Source organism: Streptomyces sp. NPDC029836 (assembly GCF_055574495.1).
Genome location: NZ_JBVHZI010000002.1, coordinates 282115 through 303885 on the forward strand (window position 1 = coordinate 282115; position 21771 = coordinate 303885).

A 21771-nucleotide genomic window follows, 5' to 3' on the forward strand; every position below is an offset into this window, starting at 1 on the left:
GGCGCACCCGGCTTCCGGGTGCGCCCCTCCGTACGTACGACGACCGCTAGCCGGCCAGGCAGGACGGTCCGAGCAGCACCTTCAGGTCGCCGAAGAGCGCCGGGTCGGGCTGGACGCGGTGCTTGTCGAGCCGTAGCACGGTGGTGCTGCGCGGGCCCTGGAGCTTGATCCGCACCTCGGTGTTGCCCCGGTGGTGGCGCAGGATCTCGCCGAGCCGGGTGACCATCGGCGGGGTGACCTTGACGGTGGGGATGGTCAGGACGACGGGGGCGTTGGTGCCGGCGGAGGTGAGGTCGGGGACCATCATCTCCATGGCGACCAGGCGGGGGACGTCCTCGCGCTTGTCCAGGCGGCCCTTGACGAAGACGACGGTGTCCTCGACCAGCTGGGTGGAGACGAGCTGGTAGGTCGCGGGGAAGAACATGCATTCGATGGAGCCGGCCAGGTCCTCGACGGTGGCGATGGCCCAGGCGTTGCCCTGCTTGGTCATCTTGCGCTGGAGGCCGGAGATGATGCCGCCGATGGTGACGACCGCGCCGTCGGAGTGCTCGCCGCCGGTCAGCTGGGAGATGCCGGCGTCGGTCTTGTCGGAGAGGACGTGCTCCAGGCCGAAGAGCGGGTGGTCGGAGACGTAGAGGCCGAGCATCTCGCGCTCCTGGGCGAGCAGGTAGGACTTCTCCCACTCGACGTCGGAGAACTCCACGTCCAGGCCGAAGCCGGGCTCGTCGGCGCCGCCCTCGTCACCCATTGCGCCGAAGAGGTCGAACTGTCCCTCGGCCTCCTTGCGCTTGACCGCCACCACGTTGTCGATCATGGGTTCGTGGTGGGCGACGAGCCCCTTGCGGGTGTGGCCCATCTCGTCGTACGCGCCGGCCTTGATCAGCGATTCGACCGTCCGCTTGTTGCAGACGACGGCCTCGACCTTGTCCAGGAAGTCGGGGAAGGAGGAGAACTTCCCCTTGGCCTTCCTGGTCTTGATGATCGACTCGACGACGTTCTGGCCGACGTTGCGCACGGCGGTGAGCCCGAAGAGGATCACGTCGTCGCCCTGGGCGGCGAAGTTCGGCTCGGACTCGTTCACGTTCGGCGGGAGCACCTTGATGCCCATGCGGCGGCACTCGTTCAGGTAGATCGCGGACTTGTCCTTGTCGTCCTTGACCGAGGTGAGCAGTCCGGCCATGTACTCGGCCGGGAAGTTCGCCTTGAGGTAGGCGGTCCAGTAGGAGACCAGGCCGTACGCGGCCGAGTGGGCCTTGTTGAAGGCGTAGCCGGCGAAGGGGACCAGGACGTCCCACAGGGCCTTGATGGCCTGGTCGCTGAAGCCCTTCTTCCTGGCACCCTCCTCGAAGATGACGAAGTTCTTCGCCAGTTCCTCGGGCTTCTTCTTGCCCATCACGCGGCGCAGGATGTCGGCCTCGCCGAGCGAGTACCCTGCGATGATCTGGGCGGCCTTCTGCACCTGCTCCTGGTAGACGATCAGGCCGTAGGTGACCGCGAGCACCTCTTCGAGGGGCTCCTCCAGCTCCGGGTGGATCGGGGTGATCTCCTGCTGCTTGTTCTTGCGCAGGGCGTAGTTCGTGTGCGAGTTCATGCCCATCGGGCCCGGCCGGTACAGGGCCGAGACGGCGGAGATGTCCTCGAAGTTGTCGGGCTTCATCAGGCGCAGCAGGGAGCGCATGGGGCCGCCGTCGAACTGGAAGACGCCGAGGGTGTCACCGCGACCGAGCAGTTCGAAGGTCTTGGGGTCGTCGAGCGGCAGGCCGAGGAGATCGATGTCGATCCCCTTGTTGGCCTTCACCATCTTGACGGCGTCGTCCATGATCGTGAGGTTGCGCAGGCCGAGGAAGTCCATCTTCAGCAGGCCGAGCGACTCGCAGCTCGGGTAGTCCCACTGGGTGATGGTGACGCCGTCGGAGTGCCGCACCCAGACGGGCACGTGGTCGGTGATCGTCTCGCTGGACATGATCACGCCGGCGGCGTGCACGCCCATCTGGCGAACCAGGCCCTCCACACCGCGGGCGGTGTCGATGACCTTCTTCACGTCGGGCTCGTTCTCGTACATCCCGCGGATCTCGCCGGCCTCGCCGTAGCGGGGGTGCGTCGGGTCCAGGATGCCGGAGAGCGGGATGCCCTTGCCGAGGACGTCTGCGGGCATGGCCTTGGTGAGCCGGTCGCCCATGGCGTACGGGTAGCCCAGGACGCGGGCGGAGTCCTTGATCGCGTTCTTGGCCTTGATGGTGCCGTACGTGCCGATCATGGCGACCTTGTCGGCGCCGTACTTGTCGGTCACGTACCGGATCACCTCGACGCGCCTGCGCTCGTCGAAGTCGATGTCGACATCCGGCATGGAGACGCGCTCGGGGTTCAGGAAGCGCTCGAAGATCAGGCCGTGGGTGATCGGGTCGAGGTCGGTGATGCCCATGGCGTACGCGACGATCGAGCCGGCCGCGGAGCCTCGGCCGGGGCCGACCGCGATGCCCTGGTTCTTCGCCCACATGATGAAGTCGGCGACGACGAGGAAGTAGCCGGGGAAGCCCATCGAGATGATGGTGTCCATCTCGTACTCGGCCTGCCGCATCCGGTCCTCCGGGATGCCTCCCGGGTAGCGGCGGTGCATGCCGCGCATGGTCTCCTCGCGGAACCAGCTGACCTCGGTGTAGCCGTCCGGGATGTCGAACTTCGGCATCAGGTTCCGGAACTTGAACATGCCCTCGGTGTCGACCTGGTCCGCGATCAGCCGCGTGTTGGCGCAGCCCTCCTGCCAGGCGTCCGAGGAGTCGATGGCGTACATCTCGTCGGTCGACTTCAGGTAGTAGCCGGTGCCGTCGAAGCGGAAGCGGTCCGGGTCCGAGAGGTTCTTGCCGGTCTGGATGCAGAGCAGGGCGTCGTGGGCGACGGACTCGCTCGCGTACGTGTAGTGGGAGTCGTTCGTCACCAGCGGCGGGATGCCGAGCTTCTTGCCGATCTCCAGGAGCCCGTCGCGGACCCGGCGCTCGATCTCGATGCCGTGGTCCATCAGCTCCAGGAAGTAGCGTCCCTCGCCGAAGATGTCCTTGTAGTCGGAGGCGGCCTGCACGGCCTCGTCGAACTGGCCGAGCCGCAGCCTCGTCTGCACCTCGCCGGACGGGCAACCGGTGGAGGCGATCAGGCCTTCCGACCACTTGGAGATCGTCTCCTTGTCCATGCGCGGCCACTTCGTGAGCCAGCCCTCGGCGTACGCGTCGGAGGACAGCCGGAAGAGGTTGTGCAGGCCGGTGGCGTTCGACGCCCAGATCGTCTTGTGGGTGTAACCACCGGAACCGGAGACGTCGTCCCGCTTCTGGTGCGGCTGGCCCCACTGGACGCGGCGCTTGTTGCGGCGGGACTCGGGGGCGACGTACGCCTCGATGCCGATGATCGGCGTGATCCCGGCCTTCTGGGCGGTGTGGAAGAAGTCGTAGGCCCCGTGCAGGTTGCCGTGGTCGGACATCGCGATGTGCGTCATGCCCATCTCGTTGCACGCGTTGAACATGTCCTTCAGCCGCGCGGCACCGTCCAGCAGCGAGTACTGGGTGTGGACGTGCAGGTGCGTGAACGGCGGCTTGGTCACAGTGGGAGTCCTCCGGCCGGGAGTGAGGGGGGCAGCCCCGAAGTCTACGTCGGGCGGGTGACAGATCACGGGCACCGACGGGTACGGTCATCCGTTGCAGAGCCAAGGACGGTGTCCGGAATCCGACCGGCACCGTGATCCACCAGCACCACCAGGAGGCATCCGCCATGGCGGTTCCCGAGACGACCGACGAACAGCGCGCCGAACAGATACTCGATGTCTTCGACACCGCGTTCGGCCTGTTGCTCGCCGCCGACCCCGCCGCTTTCCAGGTCAAGTTCCGGAAGATGGCCGCCTCCGCCTTCGCCTTCTACCGCGGCACGGCCTGCCTGTTCTACGCCGACCTGGAGCGCGACCGGCACGGCGGTCCCTTCCTGGACGAGCGGACGGGCCGGGTGTGGATCCACGGCGACCTGCACGCCGAGAACTTCGGCACGTACATGAACTCCGAAGGTCGCCTGATCTTCAACGTGAACGACTTCGACGAGGCGTACGTCGGCCCCTTCACCTGGGACCTCAAGCGCTTCGCCGCCTCCGTCGCCCTGATCGGCTACACCAAGGCCCTCAGCGACGAACAGATCAGCGAGCTGGTCAGGATCTACGCCCTCTCCTACCGGGAGCGGATCCACCGGCTGGCCGTCCGCGGCGAGGCCCCCTACGAGGAGGAGGTCCCCTCCTTCACCCTGGACAGCGCCGAGGGCCCGCTGCTGTCGGCGCTGCGCGTCGCCCGCTCGCGCACCCGGTTCTCGCTGCTGGACTCGATGACGGAGATCCGCGACCACGAGCGCCGCTTCACCTCGGGCGGCGGGGCGATCGAGCTGGACGCGGCGACCCGCTACAAGGTGCTGGCCGCCTTCGACGGGTACCTGGAGACGCTGCCGGAGGAGTCCCTGGTCCGGCCGGACTCCTACCGGGTCAAGGACGTGGTGGGCCGCCGGGGCGTGGGCATCGGCTCGGCGGGCCTGCCCTCGTACAACATCCTGCTGGAGGGGCACAGCGACGCCCTGGAGAACGACGTCGTGATCTACCTCAAGCAGGCGCAGACCCCGGCCGTGTCCCGGCACATCACCGACCGGACGGTGCGGGAGTACTTCCTGCACGAGGGGCACCGCACGGTGATCTCCCAGCGGGCCCTGCAGGCGCACGCCGACCCGTGGCTGGGCTGGACCGAGCTGGACGGCGCCGGGCAGCTGGTGGCGGAGGTCTCCCCGTACGCGGTGGACCTGGACTGGTCCGACCTGGACGACCCGGAGGAGATCGCGGCGGTGGTCGCCGACCTCGGCCGGGCCACGGCCACCATGCACGCGGCGGCCGACGAGGCGGAGAGCGGCCAGTCCCTGGTGCCGTTCTCCACCGAGCGCGCCATCGACGCGGCCATCGCCGCCGACGAGGAGGGCTTCACCCGGCTGCTGGTCGACTTCGCCCACGCCTACGGGGCCCGGGCGCGCGCCGACCACCAGATCTTCGTGGACCTGTTCCGCAACGGCCGGATCACGTCGTAGCTCCCCACGGAGCCCGGGCCCCAGGGCCCGGGTTCACAGGGAGTCGTGGCACACTCGCGACGATGGACCTATCAGGGACGGGACTCCGAGGGCTGCGGGCCGCGCTGTTCAGCGCGCTCGTCGTGCTGCTCTCGGCGGGCTCCCACGTACTGATGTCCCGGGTGCCGCTGCCGCCCGCCCTGGTGGCCGGGGCCTTCGTCGGCGTGTTCGTGATCGCCTTCGCGCTGGCGGGCCGGGAGCGCGGCTTCGGCCCGATCGCGGCCCTGCTGGTGCCGCTGGAGCTGGCGGCCGACACCGTCTTCACCGCCGGGCAGCACCTCTGCTACGGCCCCGCCGGCGGTCCGGTCTCCGGCCCGCTGCGCGCGCTGGGTCTGGACGAGCTGTGCGGCGGGACGCCGGTGGGCGGGCCGCTGACCGAGGTGGCCGGGCCGGTCTCCGACCCGGCGGCGCTGCTGGCCGCGCCCGGGCCGTGGACGCCCTGGCTGCTGCTGGGCGCCCACGTCGGCGTCGGGCTGCTCGCCGCGGCCTGGCTGCGGGGCGGCGAGCGGTCGCTGGCCCGGTCGCTACGGGCCCTGGCGGCCTTCGCGTTCCGGCCGCTGCTGCTGGCGGTGGCCGCGGTGGCGCCGGTCGCCGGAACGGCCGGGCGGGCGCCGCGCCCCCCGGTCGCGCGCACGGGGGGCCGTACCCGGTTCCCCGCGCACTCCGTGGGACGACGGGGACCACCCGTACGCGCGGCGCTCACGAGCGTCTGACGTACGTACGCGGTTCCCCCTCCCCACGCACATCCCACGGAGATCATCATGAGTTCACGCAACACCCAGGCGAACAAGGCGGCGGCCCGCGAGAAGCTGCGGATCGAGCGCGAGAAGCAGGCCAAGAAGGACCGGGCCCGCCGGCAGGTGATCGTGGCCGGAGCGGTCGTCGGCGTGCTCGCGCTGGCCGGCGGCGTCGGCTACGCGGTCGTGCAGGCCAACCAGCCCGGCTACTGGGACAAGGCGGCCGACGCCGCCCTGGTGAAGCCGAAGAACACGACCGGCGAGAACGGCACCACCGTCGTCGTCGGCAAGGCCGAGGCGAAGAAGACCCTGGAGCTGTACGAGGACTCGCGCTGCCCGGCGTGCGCCTCCTTCGAGCAGGCGGTCGGCGAGCAGGTCAAGAAGGACGTCGACGCCGGCAAGTACAAGCTCCAGTACTTCGGCGCCACCTTCATCGACAACGCGGTCAAGGGCGAGGGCTCGAAGAACGCGCTGAGCGCGTTGGGCGCCGCGCTGAACGTCAGCCCGCAGGCCTTCCTCGACTACAAGGGCGCGCTCTACTCGAAGGAGCTGCACCCGGAGGAGACCGTCGACAGCTTCGCCAAGGACGACTACCTCCTCAAGGTCGCGGACACGGTGCCGGCGCTCAAGGGCAACGCCGAGTTCAAGAAGGCCGTCGAGGACGGTACGTACGACCGCTGGGCGCTGGAGATGTCGAAGGACTTCGACAACTCCGACGTCAAGGGCACCCCGACGCTGAAGATGGACGGCAAGAAGATCGAGACCCCGCAGACCGCCGAGGCGTTCACGGCGGCCCTCGACAAGGCCCTCGCCGGCTGATCCACCGTCACACCACCGCACACGGGCGGGCGAACTCCTGGAGTTCGCCCGCCCGTTGCCTTCCCACATCTGTTCCCGGGCGTGTACCGATCAGTAATATGTTTGTCCGTGACCAGTCATCTCTCCCCTTCCGCCGGCTCCGCCGAGCGCCCGGCCCACCCGCGCCGCCGTACGGTCGTCCTGGCCGCCGCGGCCACGGCCGCACTCGCGCCGCTCGCCGCCCTGGGCACCCCGGCCGCCCACGCGGCGGGCCTCGCGCCCGCCTTCCTCCACGGCGTCGCCTCCGGCGACCCGCTGCCCGACGGGGTCCTGCTGTGGACCCGGGTCACCCCGACGCCGGAGGCCGTGCCCGGCTCCGGACTCGGCCCGGCCGTGACCGTGGGCTGGGAGGTGGCCGAGGACAAGGCCTTCACCCGGGTCGTGGCCTCCGGCACCGTCACCGCGAGCGCCGCCTCCGACCACACGGTCAAGGCCGACGTGCGCGGACTGCGCCCCCGCACCCCCTACTGGTACCGGTTCACCGCCGGCGCCGGCGTCTCCCCCGTCGGCCGGACCCTGACCACCCCGGCCGCCGACACCACCACCCCGGGGGTCCGCTTCGGCGTGGTCTCCTGCGCCAACTGGGAGGCCGGGTACTTCTCGGCGTACCGGCACCTCGCGACCCGCGCCGACCTGGACGCGGTCCTGCACCTGGGGGACTACATCTACGAGTACCCGAGCGGCGGTTACCCGGAGGCGAAGTACACCGTCCGCCCGCACGAGCCGAAGCACGAGATCCTCACCCTGGCCGACTACCGCACCCGGCACGGCACGTACAAGACGGACACCGACCTCCAGGCGCTGCACGCGGCGCACGCGATCGTCGCGATCTGGGACGACCACGAGTTCGCCAACGACGCCTGGGCGGGCGGCGCCGAGAACCACACCCCGGGCGCCGAGGGTGACTGGGCGGCCCGCGCGGCCGCCGCCAAGCAGGCGTACTTCGAGTGGATGCCCGTACGCGCCTCCATCGCCGGCACCGTCTACCGGCGCCTGCGCTTCGGCACCCTCGCCGACCTGCACCTGCTCGACCTGCGCTCCTTCCGCTCCCAGCAGGTCAAGGTGGGCTCCGGGTCGGTGGACGACCCGGAGCGCACCATGACCGGGCGGGCGCAGTTGGACTGGCTGAAGCAGGGGTTGGCTGCCTCGAACGCGACCTGGAAGCTGGTCGGCACCTCGGTGATGATCTCGCCCGTGGCCTTCGGCGCGCTGCCCGCGCACCTGCTGCAACCGCTCACCAAGCTGCTCGGCCTGCCCGAGGGCGGCATCGCGGCCAACGTCGACCAGTGGGACGGCTACACGGACGATCGCAAGGAACTCCTGGGCCACTTGAAGGACCGGAACATCAAGAACACGGTGTTCCTGACCGGCGACATCCACATGGCGTGGGCGAACGAGGTCCCGACGCACAAGGCGACGTACCCGGGCTCGGGCAGCGCGGCGACCGAGTTCGTGGTGACCTCGGTGACCTCCGACAACGTGGACGACATCCTGCACGTGCCGGCGGACACCGCCTCACTGGTCGCCGAATCGGCCATCAAGGCCGCGAACTGGCACGTGAAGTGGCTGGACATGGACTCCCACGGCTACGGGGTCCTGGACGTCACCGCCGAGCACGCGCAGATGGACTACTACGTGGTCTCGGACAAGCGGCGGCCGGACGCGACCTCCGCCTGGGCCCGCTCGTACCGGACACCGAACGGGACGCAGAAGGTGGAGCGGGTGTACCGGCCCAGCCACTGACGATCCGTCAATTTTATTGCCAACAGGGGCGCTTGGTTTATTCCAAGCGCCCCTCGGCGTCAGAGGCAACAAATTTTTTACGCCGGGGATCTTGACCTGAATATGTCATGCACACATAAGCTTCGCGCCAGTCGGAGAGATCCTCCGGCCAACACCCCCCACCGCGAGGAGCACACGTGCGCGCTTCTGCCCGCATATCCCCCCTTCTCCGCCGCCGTCTGATGACCACGGCGGTCCTGGCCGGAACCCTGGCCTTCACCCCGCTCGCCACGCCCACCACGCTCGCCGCCGCCAAGACCCCCGCCGAGGTGTGCGCCGAGGAAGGTACGACCGGGGCCCCCGCCAACGCCCGCGTCGCCCGCCCCCACGACGAGCACGCGGCCGAGCCCAACGAGGTCACCGACGGCCAGGCGCAGGCCATGGACGCCGACCTCAAGTCGAAGCTCGACAAGGCTCTCAAGAACCAGCCGCAGCGCAGCCTGCGCGCCGCCGAGGCCGTCACGAACATCCCCGTGTACTTCCACGTCATCCACTCCGGCACCTCCGGAAGGCTGACGGCCACGGACATCGGCAAGCAGCTGGCGGTCCTGAACGCGGCCTACGGCGGCCAGGGCACCGGCAACGTGAACTCCAACTTCCAGTTCACCCTGGCGTCGACCGACTACACGGACAACAGCAGCTGGTACAACCTGGCTTCCGGCTCCACGGCCGAGAAGAACATGAAGAACACCCTGCGCAAGGGCGGCCCGGGCGCGCTCAACTTCTACACCGCCAACCTGTCCGGCGGCCTGCTCGGCTGGGCGACCTTCCCGACCTCCTACGCCTCCAGCCCCATGATGGACGGCGTCGTCGTACTCGACAGCTCGCTGCCCGGGGGCTCCTCCGCCAACTACAACGAGGGCGACACCGCCACCCACGAGGTCGGCCACTGGCTGGGTCTGTACCACACCTTCCAGGGCGGCTGTAACGGCAACGGCGACTACGTCACCGACACCCCAGCCGAGAAGAGCGCCGCGTACGAGTGCCCGACCGGCCGTGACAGCTGCGCGAGCAAGCCGGGCGCTGACCCGATCCGCAACTTCATGGACTACACGTACGACTCCTGCATGTACCAGTTCACCGGCGGACAGGTGGCTCGCATGACGAGCAACTGGACCGCCTACCGGGCGGGCTGACCCAACGCCTCCCGGCATCGACGGGCGCGGGGCACGGACCGGAGAGCGCCGGACCGTGCCCCGCGTCGTCGCGCCGCCGGGGTGCGGGGCCGCCTACAGGGTGTCGAGGAATCCGAGCGAGACCTTCCAGGCCTCCTCCGCCGCCTCGGCGTCGTAGTCGTCGAGGTCCGGGTCCGTGAACAGGTGCCCGGCGCCGGGGTAGGTGTGGACCTCCACGTCCGCGCCGGCCCGCCGCATCCGCAGGTACCACGCGGTCAGCCAGTCGTGCGGCTCGAACGGGTCCGGGTCGGCGATGTGCAACTGCACCGGCAGCTCGTCCGCCGAGGCGTCCTCCGCCAGGTCCACCGTCCCGTGCAGGAGCAGCAGCCCGCGCGCCTTGTCGTCGGCCAGCGCCAGGTGCTGGGCGACGGAACCGCCGAAGGAGAAGCCCGCGTAGACCAGGCCCTGGTCGGAGTGCGGGGCCGCGGCCAGCACCGCCCGCTTGAGCAGCTCGTCCCGGCCGATCTCCTCCTGGTGGGCGATGCCTTCCTCGACCGTCGCGAACGTACGGCCCTCGAAGAGGTCGGGCACCTCGACCCGGTGTCCGGCCGCCCGCAGCCGGTCGGCCGCCGCGTGCACCGCGGGCCTCAGCCCGTACGTCGAATGGAAGAGCATGATGTTCATGTCTCCCATCGTGCCAGTTTCCCGGTGGGTTCCCCGGTTACGTTCTCCGGTATGGATATGGAGAACGTCCTGCGTCCCCTCCTCGTCATCGGCGGCGCCCTGGCGCTCACCCTGCTCGCCGGATGGCTGCTCGACCTGCTGCTCCGCAAGGCGGACGCCCGGCATCCGGAAACCCCGCTCTGGGGGTTGCTGCGCCGCTGCGGCCTGCCGTTCCGGCTGGTCCTGGGCACGGCCCTGCTGCGCGGCGGTTACCGGGAGGCGGGCGTCCTGCCCGACCACACCGTGGCCGTCGGCCGGGCCCTGACCGTGGTCATGATCGCCTCGACCGCCTGGCTGCTCGTGGGCATCGCGACGGCGATCGTCGACGCCTCGTACGCGCGCTACGCCTCGGCCTCCCCGAACGACGCCCGGGTCCGCCGGGTCCGCACCCAGGTCACGCTGATCCAGCGGGTGGTCACCGCCGTGGTCGTGGTGGTCGCGGTCGCCGCCATGCTGCTGACCTTCCCCCCGATGCGCACCCTCGGCGCCTCCATGCTGGCCTCGGCGGGCGTGCTCGGCATCGTCGCGGGCATCGCGGCCCAGGCGGCGCTCGGCAACCTCTTCGCCGGACTGCAGATCGCCTTCGGCGACACCGTCCGCATCGGGGACACCGTGGTCGTGGACAAGGAGTGGGGCACGGTCGAGGAGATCACCCTCACCTTCCTGGTGGTCCGCACCTGGGACGAGCGCCGGATCACGATGCCGGTGTCGTACTTCACCAGCAAGCCGTACGAGAACTGGTCGCGCGGCGGCGCGGAGATGACCGGCACCGTCTTCTGGCACCTGGACCACTCGGCGCCGATCGCCCTGATGCGGGAGCGGCTCGCGGAGATCCTCAAGGACGTGCCCGAGTGGGACGGCCGCTCCTACGGCCTGGCCGTCACGGACACCACCCCGCACACCATCCTGGTCCGCGCGGTCGTCACCGCGAAGGACGCCGACGACATCTGGACGGTGCGCTGCGCGGTGCGCGAGCAACTGATCACCTGGCTGACCGCACACCACACGTACGCCCTCCCCCGCGTCACGACGACGGAGGCCGCTCCCCGACCGTAGCGGGCGCCCTGACGGTGCTACGGGCTGCGCAGGCTGCGTACGTCGAGGTGACGCAGGACCCGGTCCACGATCTCGGGGTCGGAGCCCGGTTCGCTGCGGGCGGCCAGTACCTCGTGGCGGGCGGCGGACATCATCTCCCGCTGGATCCGCTGGATGTGCCGGATGCGTTCGACCCGCTGGGCGTAGGCCTCGCGGCGTTCGTCGTCGACCATGTCGGGGCTGATCCTGGCCCCGACGTCGTAGGCCCGCCGGTACAGCGTCTCGATCAGGTCGTCGGGCAGGTCCTCGACCTCCTCGATCTCCTTCAGGCGCCGCTTGGCGGCCTTCGCGGCGCGGACCGCGAGCTGCCGTTCGGTCTCCCGCTCGGCGTCCACGTCGGCCTCCACCCCCAGCCGTCGCACCAGCCAGGGCAGGGTCAGGCCCTGGCAGACCAGGGTCACCATGATCACCGCGAAGGCGATGAAGACGATCTCGTCCCGTCCGGGGAAGGGCTCGCCGGACTCGGTGCTCAGCGGGATGGCGAGGGCCAGGGCCACCGAGGCCACGCCCCGCATGCCGGCCCACCACATGACCACGCTCTCGCGCCAGCTGACGGGGATCTCCTCGTCCCAGTCGCGCCGCCGGTGGAGCTTGCGCGCCAGCCAACCGGCCGGCAGCAGCCAGATCAGCCGTACGCCGACCACGACCGCGATCACCACGGCCGCCCAGCCCGCCATCTCCCAGACCCGGCCCTTGGCGACGCTGAACACGTTGTGCAGTTCCAGGCCGATCAGCCCGAACGCCACCCCGGTGACCAGCATGTCGACGACTTCCCAGAACGTGTGCCCGGCGAGGCGCCCCAGGACGTCGTCGGCGTCCGAGGCGTACTCGGCGAGGAACAGCGCCGTCGTCAGGACGGCCAGCACGCCGGAACCCTGCATCTCCTCCGCGACGACGTACGACACGAACGGCACCAGCAGGGTCAGGCCGATCTGGAGCGTGGCGTCGTCGAGCCGCCCCATGAGCCGCTGGGTGGCCCAGCCGAGCGCGAGCCCCACCGCCAGGGCGACCACGGCGGACAGCACGAACTCGCCGAGGGCCCCGGGCCAGGAGAAGCTGCCGCTCACGACGGCCGCGACGGCCACGTGGTAGAGCACGATGGCGGTGACGTCGTTGAACAGCCCCTCGCCCTCCAGGATGGACACCATCCGGCGCGGCAGCCCGAGCGCCCCGGCGACGGCGGTGGCCGCGACCGGGTCGGGCGGGGCGACCAGCGCGCCGAGCGCGACGGCGGCGGCGATCGGCAGGGCGGGGATGACGGCGTGCGCCACGGCGGCGACGGCGGCGGTGGTCACGAACACCAGCGCGACGGCCAGCAGCAGGATCGGCCGGACGTTCGCGGCGAACTGCCGCCAGGAGGTCCGCTGCACCGAGGCGTACAGCAGCGGTGGCAGCACCAGCGGCAGGATGTAGTCGGGCGGAATGTCGACGTTCGGCACGGCCGGCACCAGCGCCAGCACGACCCCGCCGAGGGTCATCAGAATCGGCGCGGGCAGCCCGAGCCGGTCCCCGAGCGGTACGGTGACGACGGCTCCGAGCAACAAGACGAACAACAGGGCGAGCTGATCCACTCCCCCACCCTGCCGGCCCACCCCACCGGACGAAGCAGCCGCACCCCGTGTCGCCACGAGGTCCGTTCCGCCTCCCCCGGCAGGTCCAGCCCCACCGGCCGGCAACCCGGCAACACCACCCGCAACCCAGCCCCACCGGCCGTACCCAGCCCCACCGGCCACACCCAGCCCCGCCGGCGTTTGAGGCGCGGGGGCCCCGGGGCAGCGCCCCCGACAACGGCACCGCCGCACAGCCCGACCGCCCACAACCCAGCCCCGCCGGCGTTTGAGGCGCGGGGGCCCGGGGGCAGCGCCCCCGGCAACGGCGCCGCACATCCCGACCGGCCCGGGCCGAGGCCCACCCCCGGAATCAGCGACCCCCTCCCGGACTCACCGCCCGGCCAGGGCCCTCCGCATGGCGCGATGTGGAATATCCGCGTCAAGGAACTCCGGCCCGTAGGCCACGTACCCGAGCCGCTCGTAGAAGCCGAGCGCGTGCGTCTGCGCACCCAGCTCGACGGCGGCCAGCCCGAGCCGCCCCGCCTCCGCCTCGATCGCGCGGACCAGCGCCACCCCGACGCCCAGCCCCCGCGCGGACTTGTTGACGGCCAGCCGCCCGAGGGAGCCGACCTCCGGGGAGCCCGTCTTGGACAGGGCTTCGGGCCCGTACAGCAGCCGGCCGGTACCGAGCGGCTCCCCGTCCGGCCCGGTGGCCAGCACGTGCAGCGCGATCGCGTCGTAGGCGTCGTACTCGATGGACTCCGGCACCGACTGCTCGACGACGAACACCTCGGTCCGCACCGCGTAGCACGCGGCCAGGTCGGCGTCCGAGGAAGCGACCCGCACGGTGACGGCGGGGGCCGTCACTGGCTCTCGGCCCGGATCACATCCAGGGCGTGCCGCAGGTCCGCCGGGTAGCCGCTCTCGAACTCCACCCACTGGCCGTCGGAGGGGTGTTCGAAGCCGAGGCGGACGGCGTGCAGCCACTGGCGGGTCAGCCCCAGCCGCTTGGCGACGGTCGGGTCGGCCCCGTAGGTCAGGTCGCCGACGCAGGGGTGCCGGTGCGCGGACATGTGCACGCGGATCTGGTGCGTGCGGCCGGTCTCCAGCTTGATGTCCAGCAGCGAGGCCGCGCGGAAGGCCTCGATCAGGTCGTAGTGGGTGACGGAGGGCTTGCCCTCCTGGGTCACGGCCCACTTGTAGTCGGCGTTCGGGTGCCGGCCGATGGGGGCGTCGATGGTGCCGCTCATCGGGTCCGGGTGTCCCTGCACCAGCGCGTGGTAGCGCTTGTCCACGACGCGCTCGCGGAACTGGTTCTTGAGGGAGGTGTACGCGCGCTCGGACTTGGCGACGGCCATCAGGCCGGAGGTGCCGACGTCGAGGCGGTGCACGATGCCCTGGCGCTCGGCGGCGCCGGAGGTGGAGATCCGGTAGCCGGCGGCGGCGAGGCCACCGATGACGGTGGTACCGGTCCAGCCGGGGCTCGGGTGGGCGGCGACGCCCACCGGCTTCATGATGACCACGATGTCGTCGTCGTCGTGGACGATCTCCATGCCGGGGACCGGCTCGGCGACGAGCTCGACCGGACGCGGGGGTGCGGGCATCTCGACTTCGAGCCAGGCGCCACCGTGCACGCGTTCGGACTTCCCGACGACGCTGCCGTCGACCGACACCTTCCCCTCGGACGCCAGTTCGGCCGCCTTCGTCCGGGAAAATCCGAACATACGGGCGATGGCGGCGTCCACGCGCTCGCCTTCGAGGCCATCGGGAACGGGCAGGGTGCGGATCTCGGGAATCGTACTCACCTGTCGAGTATGCAGGACTCGGCAGACGGCGATTCCCGCGAGCGCCCCGCGATCAGTCCTTGTGGACGCTGCCGTCCGGGTCCAGGCCCCGGAACGAGAGCAGGACGATCAGGATGCCGCCGCACACGATCGCCGAGTCCGCGAGGTTGAAGACCGCGAAGTGCGCGGGAGCGATGAAGTCGACGACCGCCCCCCGGAACACGCCCGGCGAACGGAAGATCCGGTCGGTGAGGTTGCCCAGCGCACCACCGAGCAGCAGGCCCAGCGCGATCGCCCACGGCAGGCTGTAGAGCTTGCGCGCCAGTCGCACGATGACGACGATCACGCCCGCCGCGATGCAGGTGAAGATGATCGTGAAGGCCTCGCCGAAGCCGAAGGCCGCTCCGGGGTTGCGGATCGCCTCGAACCGCAGCAGGTCGCCGACGATGTCGATCGGCGGCTGGTGCTCCAGCTTCGCCACGACCAGCATCTTGCTGCCGAGGTCGAGCAGGTACGCCAGCACCGCCACGACGAGCAGCGCGACGATCCGCCGGTGCCCCTTGGGCGCGTCCGGCTCCGCGTGCGGCTCGGCGTCGTCCCCGACCTCCGGCGTACCGATGATGCGCTCCGCCTCTGCCACGTGAGTCCCTCGAACTAGCGCGAACCAGGTGGCCGGCGCGCGGCGCCGGATGCCTGGACCCTGACTGGTACACGAGAGTACGTCAGGGTGCGCGCGACCGCCCCGGCCCGGGCCGCTCCTCGCGCGTCCGAGGGCAGGCCGGCCGGAACTTCGGCGACACGACCTGGGCCCGAAAGGGACGGCCCGGACCGCCTAGTGCCGCCGTTCCTGCTTCTGCTTGCAGTCCACGCACAGGGTGGCGCGCGGGAAGGCCTGCATGCGCGCCTTGCCGATCGGCTGCCCGCAGTTCTCGCAGAGCCCGTACGTGCCCGCCTCCAGGCGTTCCAGGGCCCGCTCGGTCTGCTCCAGCATCGAGCTGGCGTTCGCCGCGAGGGCGAGTTCGGACTCCCGGGTGATGTTCTTGGTGCCGGTGTCGGCCTGGTCGTCGCCGGCGCCGTCGCCCGAGTCCCGCATCAGGCCCGTGATCGCCACTTCGGAGGCCTCCAGCTCGGCCCGCAGCCGCAGCACCTCCGACAGCAGCTCCGTACGGGCCTCCTCCACCTCGCCGGTCGTCCACGGGTCCTCGCCGGGACGTACCGCCAGCTCCTCGGGGGCCGTGGGCGCGGTGGCCCGCGCCTTGGGGAGTCCGCTGGTGGCGGCCGCGGCCGTCTTCCTGGCCGTACCCGCAGTCTTCTTGGCAACCACTTTCCGAGCTCCCGTCTTCTGCGCGGCCGGGGCCGCCCCCTCGGCCGCGGCCGCCTTGGCCGTGGCCTTGCTCGTGGTGCGCTTCGCCGCCGGGGACCCGGCGGACTTGGCCGCCTTCGCCGTCCCGGCGGACTTGGCGGTATGGGCGGCCTTGGCGGTCCTGGCCGCCTTGGCCGGTTCCGCCGCCGCCGATTTCTTGGCCGGGGCCTTCTTCACGGTCGCCTTCGCGGGCGCCTTCTTGGCAGGAGCCGCCCGCTCGGTGGCAGGCGTGGAGCCTGGCACAGCAGCCACCTCCTGCGTCGCCGTCTTCTTCGCCACCATGGCCGCGGCCCCTTTTCACATACTGTGCTCTTGTTTGTGAATCGTGCCGGAACGATAAATCGGCTCCGACCCCACGGCAACGGGGCACGCGTCCATCGAGGTCAACCTGCATCCGTTGTGCCCAGCGTGACGCCCGGTAATCCGCCCCGCCCGGCCCGGCGGATCCCGCACCGGCCCCTCGGCCCATTCGGGGCATACCGCCGTCGCCCCCGCGCCCCGCCGCCGACCGGCCCGAACCGGTCGGCCGGGCGCCGCACCGGCCCGTACACTGGGCGCAGCGAGAGGCATGGATGGGGACGAGTAGCGTCGGACGCAGCCAGGAGCGACCCGGGGACGGTGAGAGCCCGGGGGCGAGCGCGACGTGAAGGATCACCCCGGAGCCGCCGGAAGAAAGCCCCCCGGGGCCCGTAGAACCGGCTTCGCACCCCAATGAGGGGGCCACCGGCACGTCCGGGGGCCAAGGAGGGTGGTACCGCGGGAGCCGCAGCGCTCTCGTCCCTCCGGACGGAAGTGACACCCCGCCGGAGGAAGAGTTCAGCCTCATGACCACACCGCCGCAATACCGCCCGGTACCCGCCCAGGTCGACCTGCCTGCCCTTGAGCACGCGGTCCTCGACTTCTGGCGCGAGAGCAAGACCTTCGCCAAGACCCTGGAGCAGTCCGAGGGCCGCCCCGAATGGGTCTTCTACGAGGGCCCGCCCACCGCGAACGGCATGCCCGGCGCGCACCACATCGAGGCCCGCGTCTTCAAGGACGTCTTCCCCCGGTTCCGCACCATGCGCGGCTACCACGTCGCCCGCAAGGCCGGCTGGGACTGTCACGGCCTGCCCGTCGAGCTCGCCGTCGAGAAGGAACTCGGCTTCAACGGCAAGCAGGACATCGAGGCGTACGGCATCGCCGAGTTCAACGACAAGTGCCGCGAGTCGGTGACCCGCCACACCGACGCGTTCGCCGAGCTCACGACCCGGATGGGCTACTGGGTCGACCTGGACGACGCCTACCGGACCATGGACCCCGAGTACGTCGAGTCCGTGTGGTGGTCGCTGAAGGAGATCTTCAACAAGGGCCTGCTCACCCAGGACCACCGCGTCGCCCCCTGGTGCCCGCGCTGCGGCACCGGCCTGTCCGACCATGAGCTGGCCCAGGGCTACGAGACGGTCGTCGACCCCTCGGTCTACGTCCGCTTCCCGCTGACCTCCGGCCCCCTCGCCGGTGAGGCCGCGCTCCTGGTGTGGACGACGACCCCCTGGACCCTGGTGTCCAACACGGCGGTCGCGGCGCACCCCGAGGTCCGGTACGTCGTCGCGACGGACGGCGAGCAGAAGCTCGTCGTCGCCGAGCCGCTGCTGGAGAAGTCCCTCGGCGAGGGCTGGGAGGCCACCGGGCAGTCCTTCACGGGCAAGGAGATGGAGCGCTGGACGTACGAGCGTCCGTTCGCCCTCATCGAGTTCCCCGAACCCGCCCACTACGTCGTGAACGCCGAGTACGTCACGACCGAGGACGGCACCGGTCTGGTCCACCAGTCCCCCGCCTTCGGCGCCGACGACCTCGCGGTCTGCCGCGCGTACGGCCTGCCGGTCGTGAACCCGGTCCGTCCCGACGGCACCTTCGAGGAGGAGGTCCCGCTCGTCGGCGGCGTCTTCTTCAAGAAGGCCGACGAGAAGCTGACCGCCGACCTCGACGCGCGCGGCCTGCTCTTCAAGCACATCGCCTACGAGCACAGCTACCCGCACTGCTGGCGCTGCCACACGGCGCTGCTGTACTACGCGCAGCCGTCCTGGTACGTCCGCACCACCGCCGTCAAGGACGCGATGCTGCGGGAGAACGAGAAGACCAACTGGTTCCCGGACTCCGTCAAGCAGGGCCGCTTCGGCGACTGGCTGAACAACAACATCGACTGGGCGCTGTCCCGCAACCGCTACTGGGGCACCCCGCTGCCGATCTGGCGCTGCGAGGAGGACCACCTCACCTGCGTCGGCTCCCGCGCCGAGCTGAGCGAGCTGTCCGGCACGGACCAGTCGCAGCTGGACCCGCACCGCCCGTACATCGACGCCGTCACCTTCCCCTGCACGCACGAGGGTTGCGACCTGACCGCCGTCCGCGTGCCGGAGGTCATCGACGCCTGGTACGACTCGGGGTCGATGCCGTTCGCGCAGTGGGGCTACCCGTACAAGAACAAGGAGATCTTCGAGAAGCGCTACCCGGCGCAGTTCATCTCGGAGGCCATCGACCAGACGCGCGGCTGGTTCTACACGATGATGGCGGTCGGCACCCTCGTCTTCGACAAGTCCTCCTACGAGAACGTGGTCTGCCTCGGCCACATCCTCGCCGAGGACGGCCGCAAGATGTCCAAGCACCTGGGCAACATCCTCCAGCCGATCCCGCTGATGGACCAGCACGGCGCCGACGCCGTCCGCTGGTTCATGGCCGCCGGCGGTTCGCCGTGGGCGGCGCGGCGCGTGGGCCACGGCACGATCCAGGAGGTCGTCCGCAAGACGCTCCTCACGTACTGGAACACGGTCGCCTTCCAGGCCCTGTACGCCCGCACCTCCCAGTGGGCGCCCTCCGCCGCGGATCCGGCGCCGGCCGACCGCACGGTCCTGGACCGCTGGCTGCTGTCGGAGCTGCACACCCTGACCTCCGAGGTCACGGACGCGTTGGAGGCATACGACACCCAGCGCGCCGGGAAGCTGCTGTCGTCCTTCGTCGACGACCTGTCGAACTGGTACGTCCGCCGCTCGCGCCGTCGCTTCTGGCAGGGCGACGCGGCCGCGCTGCGCACCCTGCACGACGTGGTCGAGACGATCACCCGGCTGATGGCCCCGCTGACCCCGTTCATCACGGAGCGGGTCTGGCAGGACATGATCGTCCCGGTCACCCCGGAGGCGCCGGAGTCGGTGCACCTGTCGAGCTGGCCGGTCGCGGACACCGCGGCCATCGACCGCGGCCTGTCCCAGCAGATGCTGCTGGTACGCCGCCTCGTGGAGCTGGGCCGGGCGACCCGCGCGGAGTCGGGCGTCAAGACCCGTCAGCCGCTCTCGCGCGCGCTGGTCGGGGCGGTGGGCTTCGACGCCCTGTCCCCGGAGCTGCGGGCGCAGATCACGGAGGAGCTGAACGTCTCCTCCCTGGCCTCCCTCTCGGAGGTCGGCGGGTCCCTGGTGGACACCACCGCCAAGGCCAACTTCCGGGCGCTGGGCAAGCGCTTCGGCAAGGGCGTGCAGGACGTGGCGAAGGCCGTCGCCGCGGCCGACGCGGCGGCGCTGTCGCTGGCGCTGCGCGCCGGCTCCGCGGAGATCGAGGTGAACGGCGGGACGGTGGCCCTCACCCCGGAGGAGGTCATCATCACCGAGACCCCGCGCGAGGGTTGGTCGGTGGCCTCCGACTCGGGCGCCACGGTGGCCCTGGACCTGGAGATCACCCCGGAACTGCGACTGGCGGGCCTGGCCCGTGACGCGATCCGGCTGATCCAGGAGGCCCGCAAGAACTCCGGCCTGGACGTCGCGGACCGGATCGCCCTGCGCTGGTCCTCCCCCGACGAGGAGGTCGTCACGGCCCTGACCGACCACGCGGCCCTCATCGCCGACGAGGTCCTGGCCACCGACTTCGCCCGCGGCGAGGCCACCCCCCAACACGGCCCCGCCTTCACGGACGACTCCCTCTCCCTGACCTTCCACCTCCACAAGTCCTGACCCCCCACCCCACCCGGCCCGGCCCGCACCCCTCCCGGGGGTGGGGGCCGCCCCCATTCCCAACGCCTGCCCCCGTCCCACCCCCACCCAGCCCCACCGGCGCCGCACACACACGGGGCCCGGGCGCAGCCCACCCCCACCCAGCCCCGCCGGCGTTTGAGGCGCGGGGCCCCGGGGGCAGCGCCCCCCCGGCAACGGCGCCGCACGACGGGTCCGGGCGCAGCCCGGGGAACGGAGGAAGGGCGGGGCGGGGACACGCCCCGCGCAGCGGCACCCGCGGCGCCACCCACCCCCGGGTACGGGAACGGGCCGGGCCCGGCACCCCCGCAGGGGAACCGGGCCCGGCCCGTGGAACCACCGACCCCGCCGAAGCGAAGACGGCTCCGACAACGCCTAGTTGTCGTCCTCGTCGATCAGGAAGCCCCGCATGGGAGACGGCGCCTGCATCGGCTGCGGAGCAGCAGGCCGCACCGGAGCCATCGGCTGCGTCATCGCCGGGGACATCTGCTGCTGGCCACCGTAGGACGGTCCGGCACCCATCGGCGAGGGGCCACCCATCGGGGACGGACCACCCATGGACGGGTTCCCCATCGAGTGCCCCATCGCCCCGGCCGGAGCCATGGACGGGGACTGCGACGGCGGCAGCGCCGGACCGGCGGGCCCGCGCGGCGGAGCCAGGGAGTCGTCGGCCTGGGTCTCCAGCTGGCGCAGCTGCGACTCCAGGTACGACTTCAGGCGCGTACGGTACTCACGCTCGAAGCCCCGCAGGTCCTCGACCTTGCGCTCCAGCGTGGCGCGGGCGGACTCCAGGGAGCCCATCGCGACGCGGTGCTTCTCCTGCGCGTCCCGCTCCAGCGCGTCCGCCTTGGCACGGGCGTCCCGCTCCAGACCCTCGGCGCGCGAACGGGCCTCGCCGACGATCTTGTTGGCCTCGGAACGGGCCTCCGCGATCGCCTGGTCGGCGGTCTGCTGCGCGAGCGACAGGACGCGGGCGGCGCTGTCGCCACCGGGGCCCTGCTGCGGAAGCTGCGGCTGCTGCTGGTGCATCTGCTGACCCATGGGCTGCATCTGCTGCCCCATCGGCTGCATCTGCTGGCCCATCGGCTGGCCGAGCTGGTTCTGGCCGCCCATGGACTGCTGCTGCATGGGCTGCTGGCCCATCTGCTGCTGCATCGACTGCTGGCCCATCTGCTGCTGCGGCGCCATGGGGTGCTGGCCACCCATGGACTGCTGCTGCTGCATGGGGTTGCCCATCTGGCCCGGACCCTGCGGTCCGTGTCCACCGGGGCCCGGGGGAAGCTGCGGCGGGCCCATCTGCGGCTGCTGCTGCTGCTGCGGCGGGCCGGATATGGCCGCGGGCACGGGGGCGCCGGGGCCGCGCTGGTCCTGGGGTTCCGGCTTGCGCATCCCCTGCTGCTGCTGGTTCTGCTGGTTCTGCTGGTTCTGCGCGGCGGCGCGCGTGGCGGCGGCCAGCTTGGCGCGCAGGTCCTCGTTCTCGCGCAGCAGGCGCGTCAGTTCGGACTCGACCTCGTCGAGGAAGGCGTCGACCTCGTCCTCGTCATAGCCTTCTCGCAGGCGGACGGTCGTGAACTGCTTGTTCCGCACGTCCTCGGGAGTCAGCGGCATGTCTTCTTCACCTCTACGTAGTCGTCGGCAGTCGGCA

Annotated in this window: 15 protein-coding genes; 7 read left to right on the top strand and 8 right to left on the bottom strand. The window is 70.9% G+C overall.

Features of this window, described 5'->3' with window-relative positions; genetic code table 11:
• Nucleotides 1-46: 46 nt before the first annotated feature.
• On the bottom strand, nt 47-3589 hold the full coding sequence (gene dnaE / locus ACZ4XJ_RS07110) for a DNA polymerase III subunit alpha (RefSeq protein ID WP_362880595.1): 3543 nt from the start codon (nt 3587-3589) through the stop codon (nt 47-49).
• A gap of 167 nt (nt 3590-3756) precedes the next feature.
• Between dnaE and ACZ4XJ_RS07115 the strand changes: the two genes are divergently transcribed.
• The 5 genes from ACZ4XJ_RS07115 to ACZ4XJ_RS07135 all read left to right on the top strand — a co-directional run bounded on the left by ACZ4XJ_RS07115 (nt 3757) and on the right by ACZ4XJ_RS07135 (nt 9643).
• Nucleotides 3757-5091: a DUF2252 domain-containing protein gene (locus tag ACZ4XJ_RS07115; protein WP_468495575.1), complete on the top strand. Its 1335-nt coding sequence runs from the start codon at nt 3757-3759 to the stop codon at nt 5089-5091.
• 62 nt (nt 5092-5153) lie between these two features.
• Complete coding sequence (locus ACZ4XJ_RS07120; protein ID WP_468495576.1) at nt 5154-5843, top strand: hypothetical protein; 690 nt, start codon at nt 5154-5156, stop codon at nt 5841-5843.
• Nucleotides 5844-5891: 48 nt separating this feature from the next.
• A complete protein-coding gene (locus tag ACZ4XJ_RS07125; RefSeq protein ID WP_468495577.1) occupies nt 5892-6686 on the top strand; it encodes a DsbA family protein in 795 nt (264 codons plus the stop codon).
• A gap of 108 nt (nt 6687-6794) precedes the next feature.
• Nucleotides 6795-8468: an alkaline phosphatase D family protein gene (locus tag ACZ4XJ_RS07130; protein WP_468495578.1), complete on the top strand. Its 1674-nt coding sequence runs from the start codon at nt 6795-6797 to the stop codon at nt 8466-8468.
• 221 nt (nt 8469-8689) lie between these two features.
• Nucleotides 8690-9643, top strand: coding sequence for a zinc metalloprotease (locus ACZ4XJ_RS07135; RefSeq protein ID WP_362880651.1), 954 nt, complete (start codon nt 8690-8692; stop codon nt 9641-9643).
• 93 nt (nt 9644-9736) lie between these two features.
• On the opposite strand, the gene ACZ4XJ_RS07140 is transcribed toward ACZ4XJ_RS07135, so the two are convergent.
• Nucleotides 9737-10315, bottom strand: coding sequence for a dienelactone hydrolase family protein (locus ACZ4XJ_RS07140; RefSeq protein ID WP_468495579.1), 579 nt, complete (start codon nt 10313-10315; stop codon nt 9737-9739).
• A 48-nt stretch (nt 10316-10363) separates the two neighbouring features.
• On the opposite strand from ACZ4XJ_RS07140, the gene ACZ4XJ_RS07145 reads away from it, so the two are divergent.
• On the top strand, nt 10364-11401 hold the full coding sequence (locus tag ACZ4XJ_RS07145) for a mechanosensitive ion channel family protein (RefSeq protein ID WP_468495931.1): 1038 nt from the start codon (nt 10364-10366) through the stop codon (nt 11399-11401).
• Between the two features lie 17 nt (nt 11402-11418).
• Here ACZ4XJ_RS07145 and ACZ4XJ_RS07150 read toward each other — a convergent pair whose 3' ends face one another.
• The 5 genes from ACZ4XJ_RS07150 to ACZ4XJ_RS07170 all read right to left on the bottom strand — a co-directional run bounded on the left by ACZ4XJ_RS07150 (nt 11419) and on the right by ACZ4XJ_RS07170 (nt 16419).
• Nucleotides 11419-13011, bottom strand: a complete 1593-nt coding sequence (locus ACZ4XJ_RS07150) for a Na+/H+ antiporter (RefSeq protein WP_362880587.1) — start codon at nt 13009-13011, stop codon at nt 11419-11421.
• Nucleotides 13012-13380: 369 nt separating this feature from the next.
• Nucleotides 13381-13857 (bottom strand): GNAT family N-acetyltransferase, encoded by a 477-nt coding sequence (locus ACZ4XJ_RS07155; protein ID WP_362880586.1) that lies wholly within the window; start codon nt 13855-13857, stop codon nt 13381-13383.
• Nucleotides 13854-14795: an RluA family pseudouridine synthase gene (locus ACZ4XJ_RS07160; protein WP_281205993.1), complete on the bottom strand. Its 942-nt coding sequence runs from the start codon at nt 14793-14795 to the stop codon at nt 13854-13856. Before ACZ4XJ_RS07160 ends, ACZ4XJ_RS07155 begins: the two co-directional genes overlap by 4 nt.
• Before the next feature lie 52 nt (nt 14796-14847).
• Nucleotides 14848-15414, bottom strand: a complete 567-nt coding sequence (lspA, locus tag ACZ4XJ_RS07165) for a signal peptidase II (RefSeq protein ID WP_468495580.1) — start codon at nt 15412-15414, stop codon at nt 14848-14850.
• Nucleotides 15415-15606: 192 nt separating this feature from the next.
• Nucleotides 15607-16419: a TraR/DksA family transcriptional regulator gene (locus tag ACZ4XJ_RS07170; RefSeq protein WP_362880583.1), complete on the bottom strand. Its 813-nt coding sequence runs from the start codon at nt 16417-16419 to the stop codon at nt 15607-15609.
• Between the two features lie 542 nt (nt 16420-16961).
• Here ACZ4XJ_RS07170 and ileS point away from each other — a divergent pair.
• Nucleotides 16962-20108, top strand: a complete 3147-nt coding sequence (gene ileS, locus ACZ4XJ_RS07175; protein WP_468495581.1) for an isoleucine--tRNA ligase — start codon at nt 16962-16964, stop codon at nt 20106-20108.
• A 393-nt stretch (nt 20109-20501) separates the two neighbouring features.
• Here the strand turns inward: ileS and ACZ4XJ_RS07180 are convergent, their stop codons facing one another.
• On the bottom strand, nt 20502-21734 hold the full coding sequence (locus tag ACZ4XJ_RS07180; RefSeq protein ID WP_468495582.1) for a DivIVA domain-containing protein: 1233 nt from the start codon (nt 21732-21734) through the stop codon (nt 20502-20504).
• Nucleotides 21735-21771: the final 37 nt, after the last annotated feature.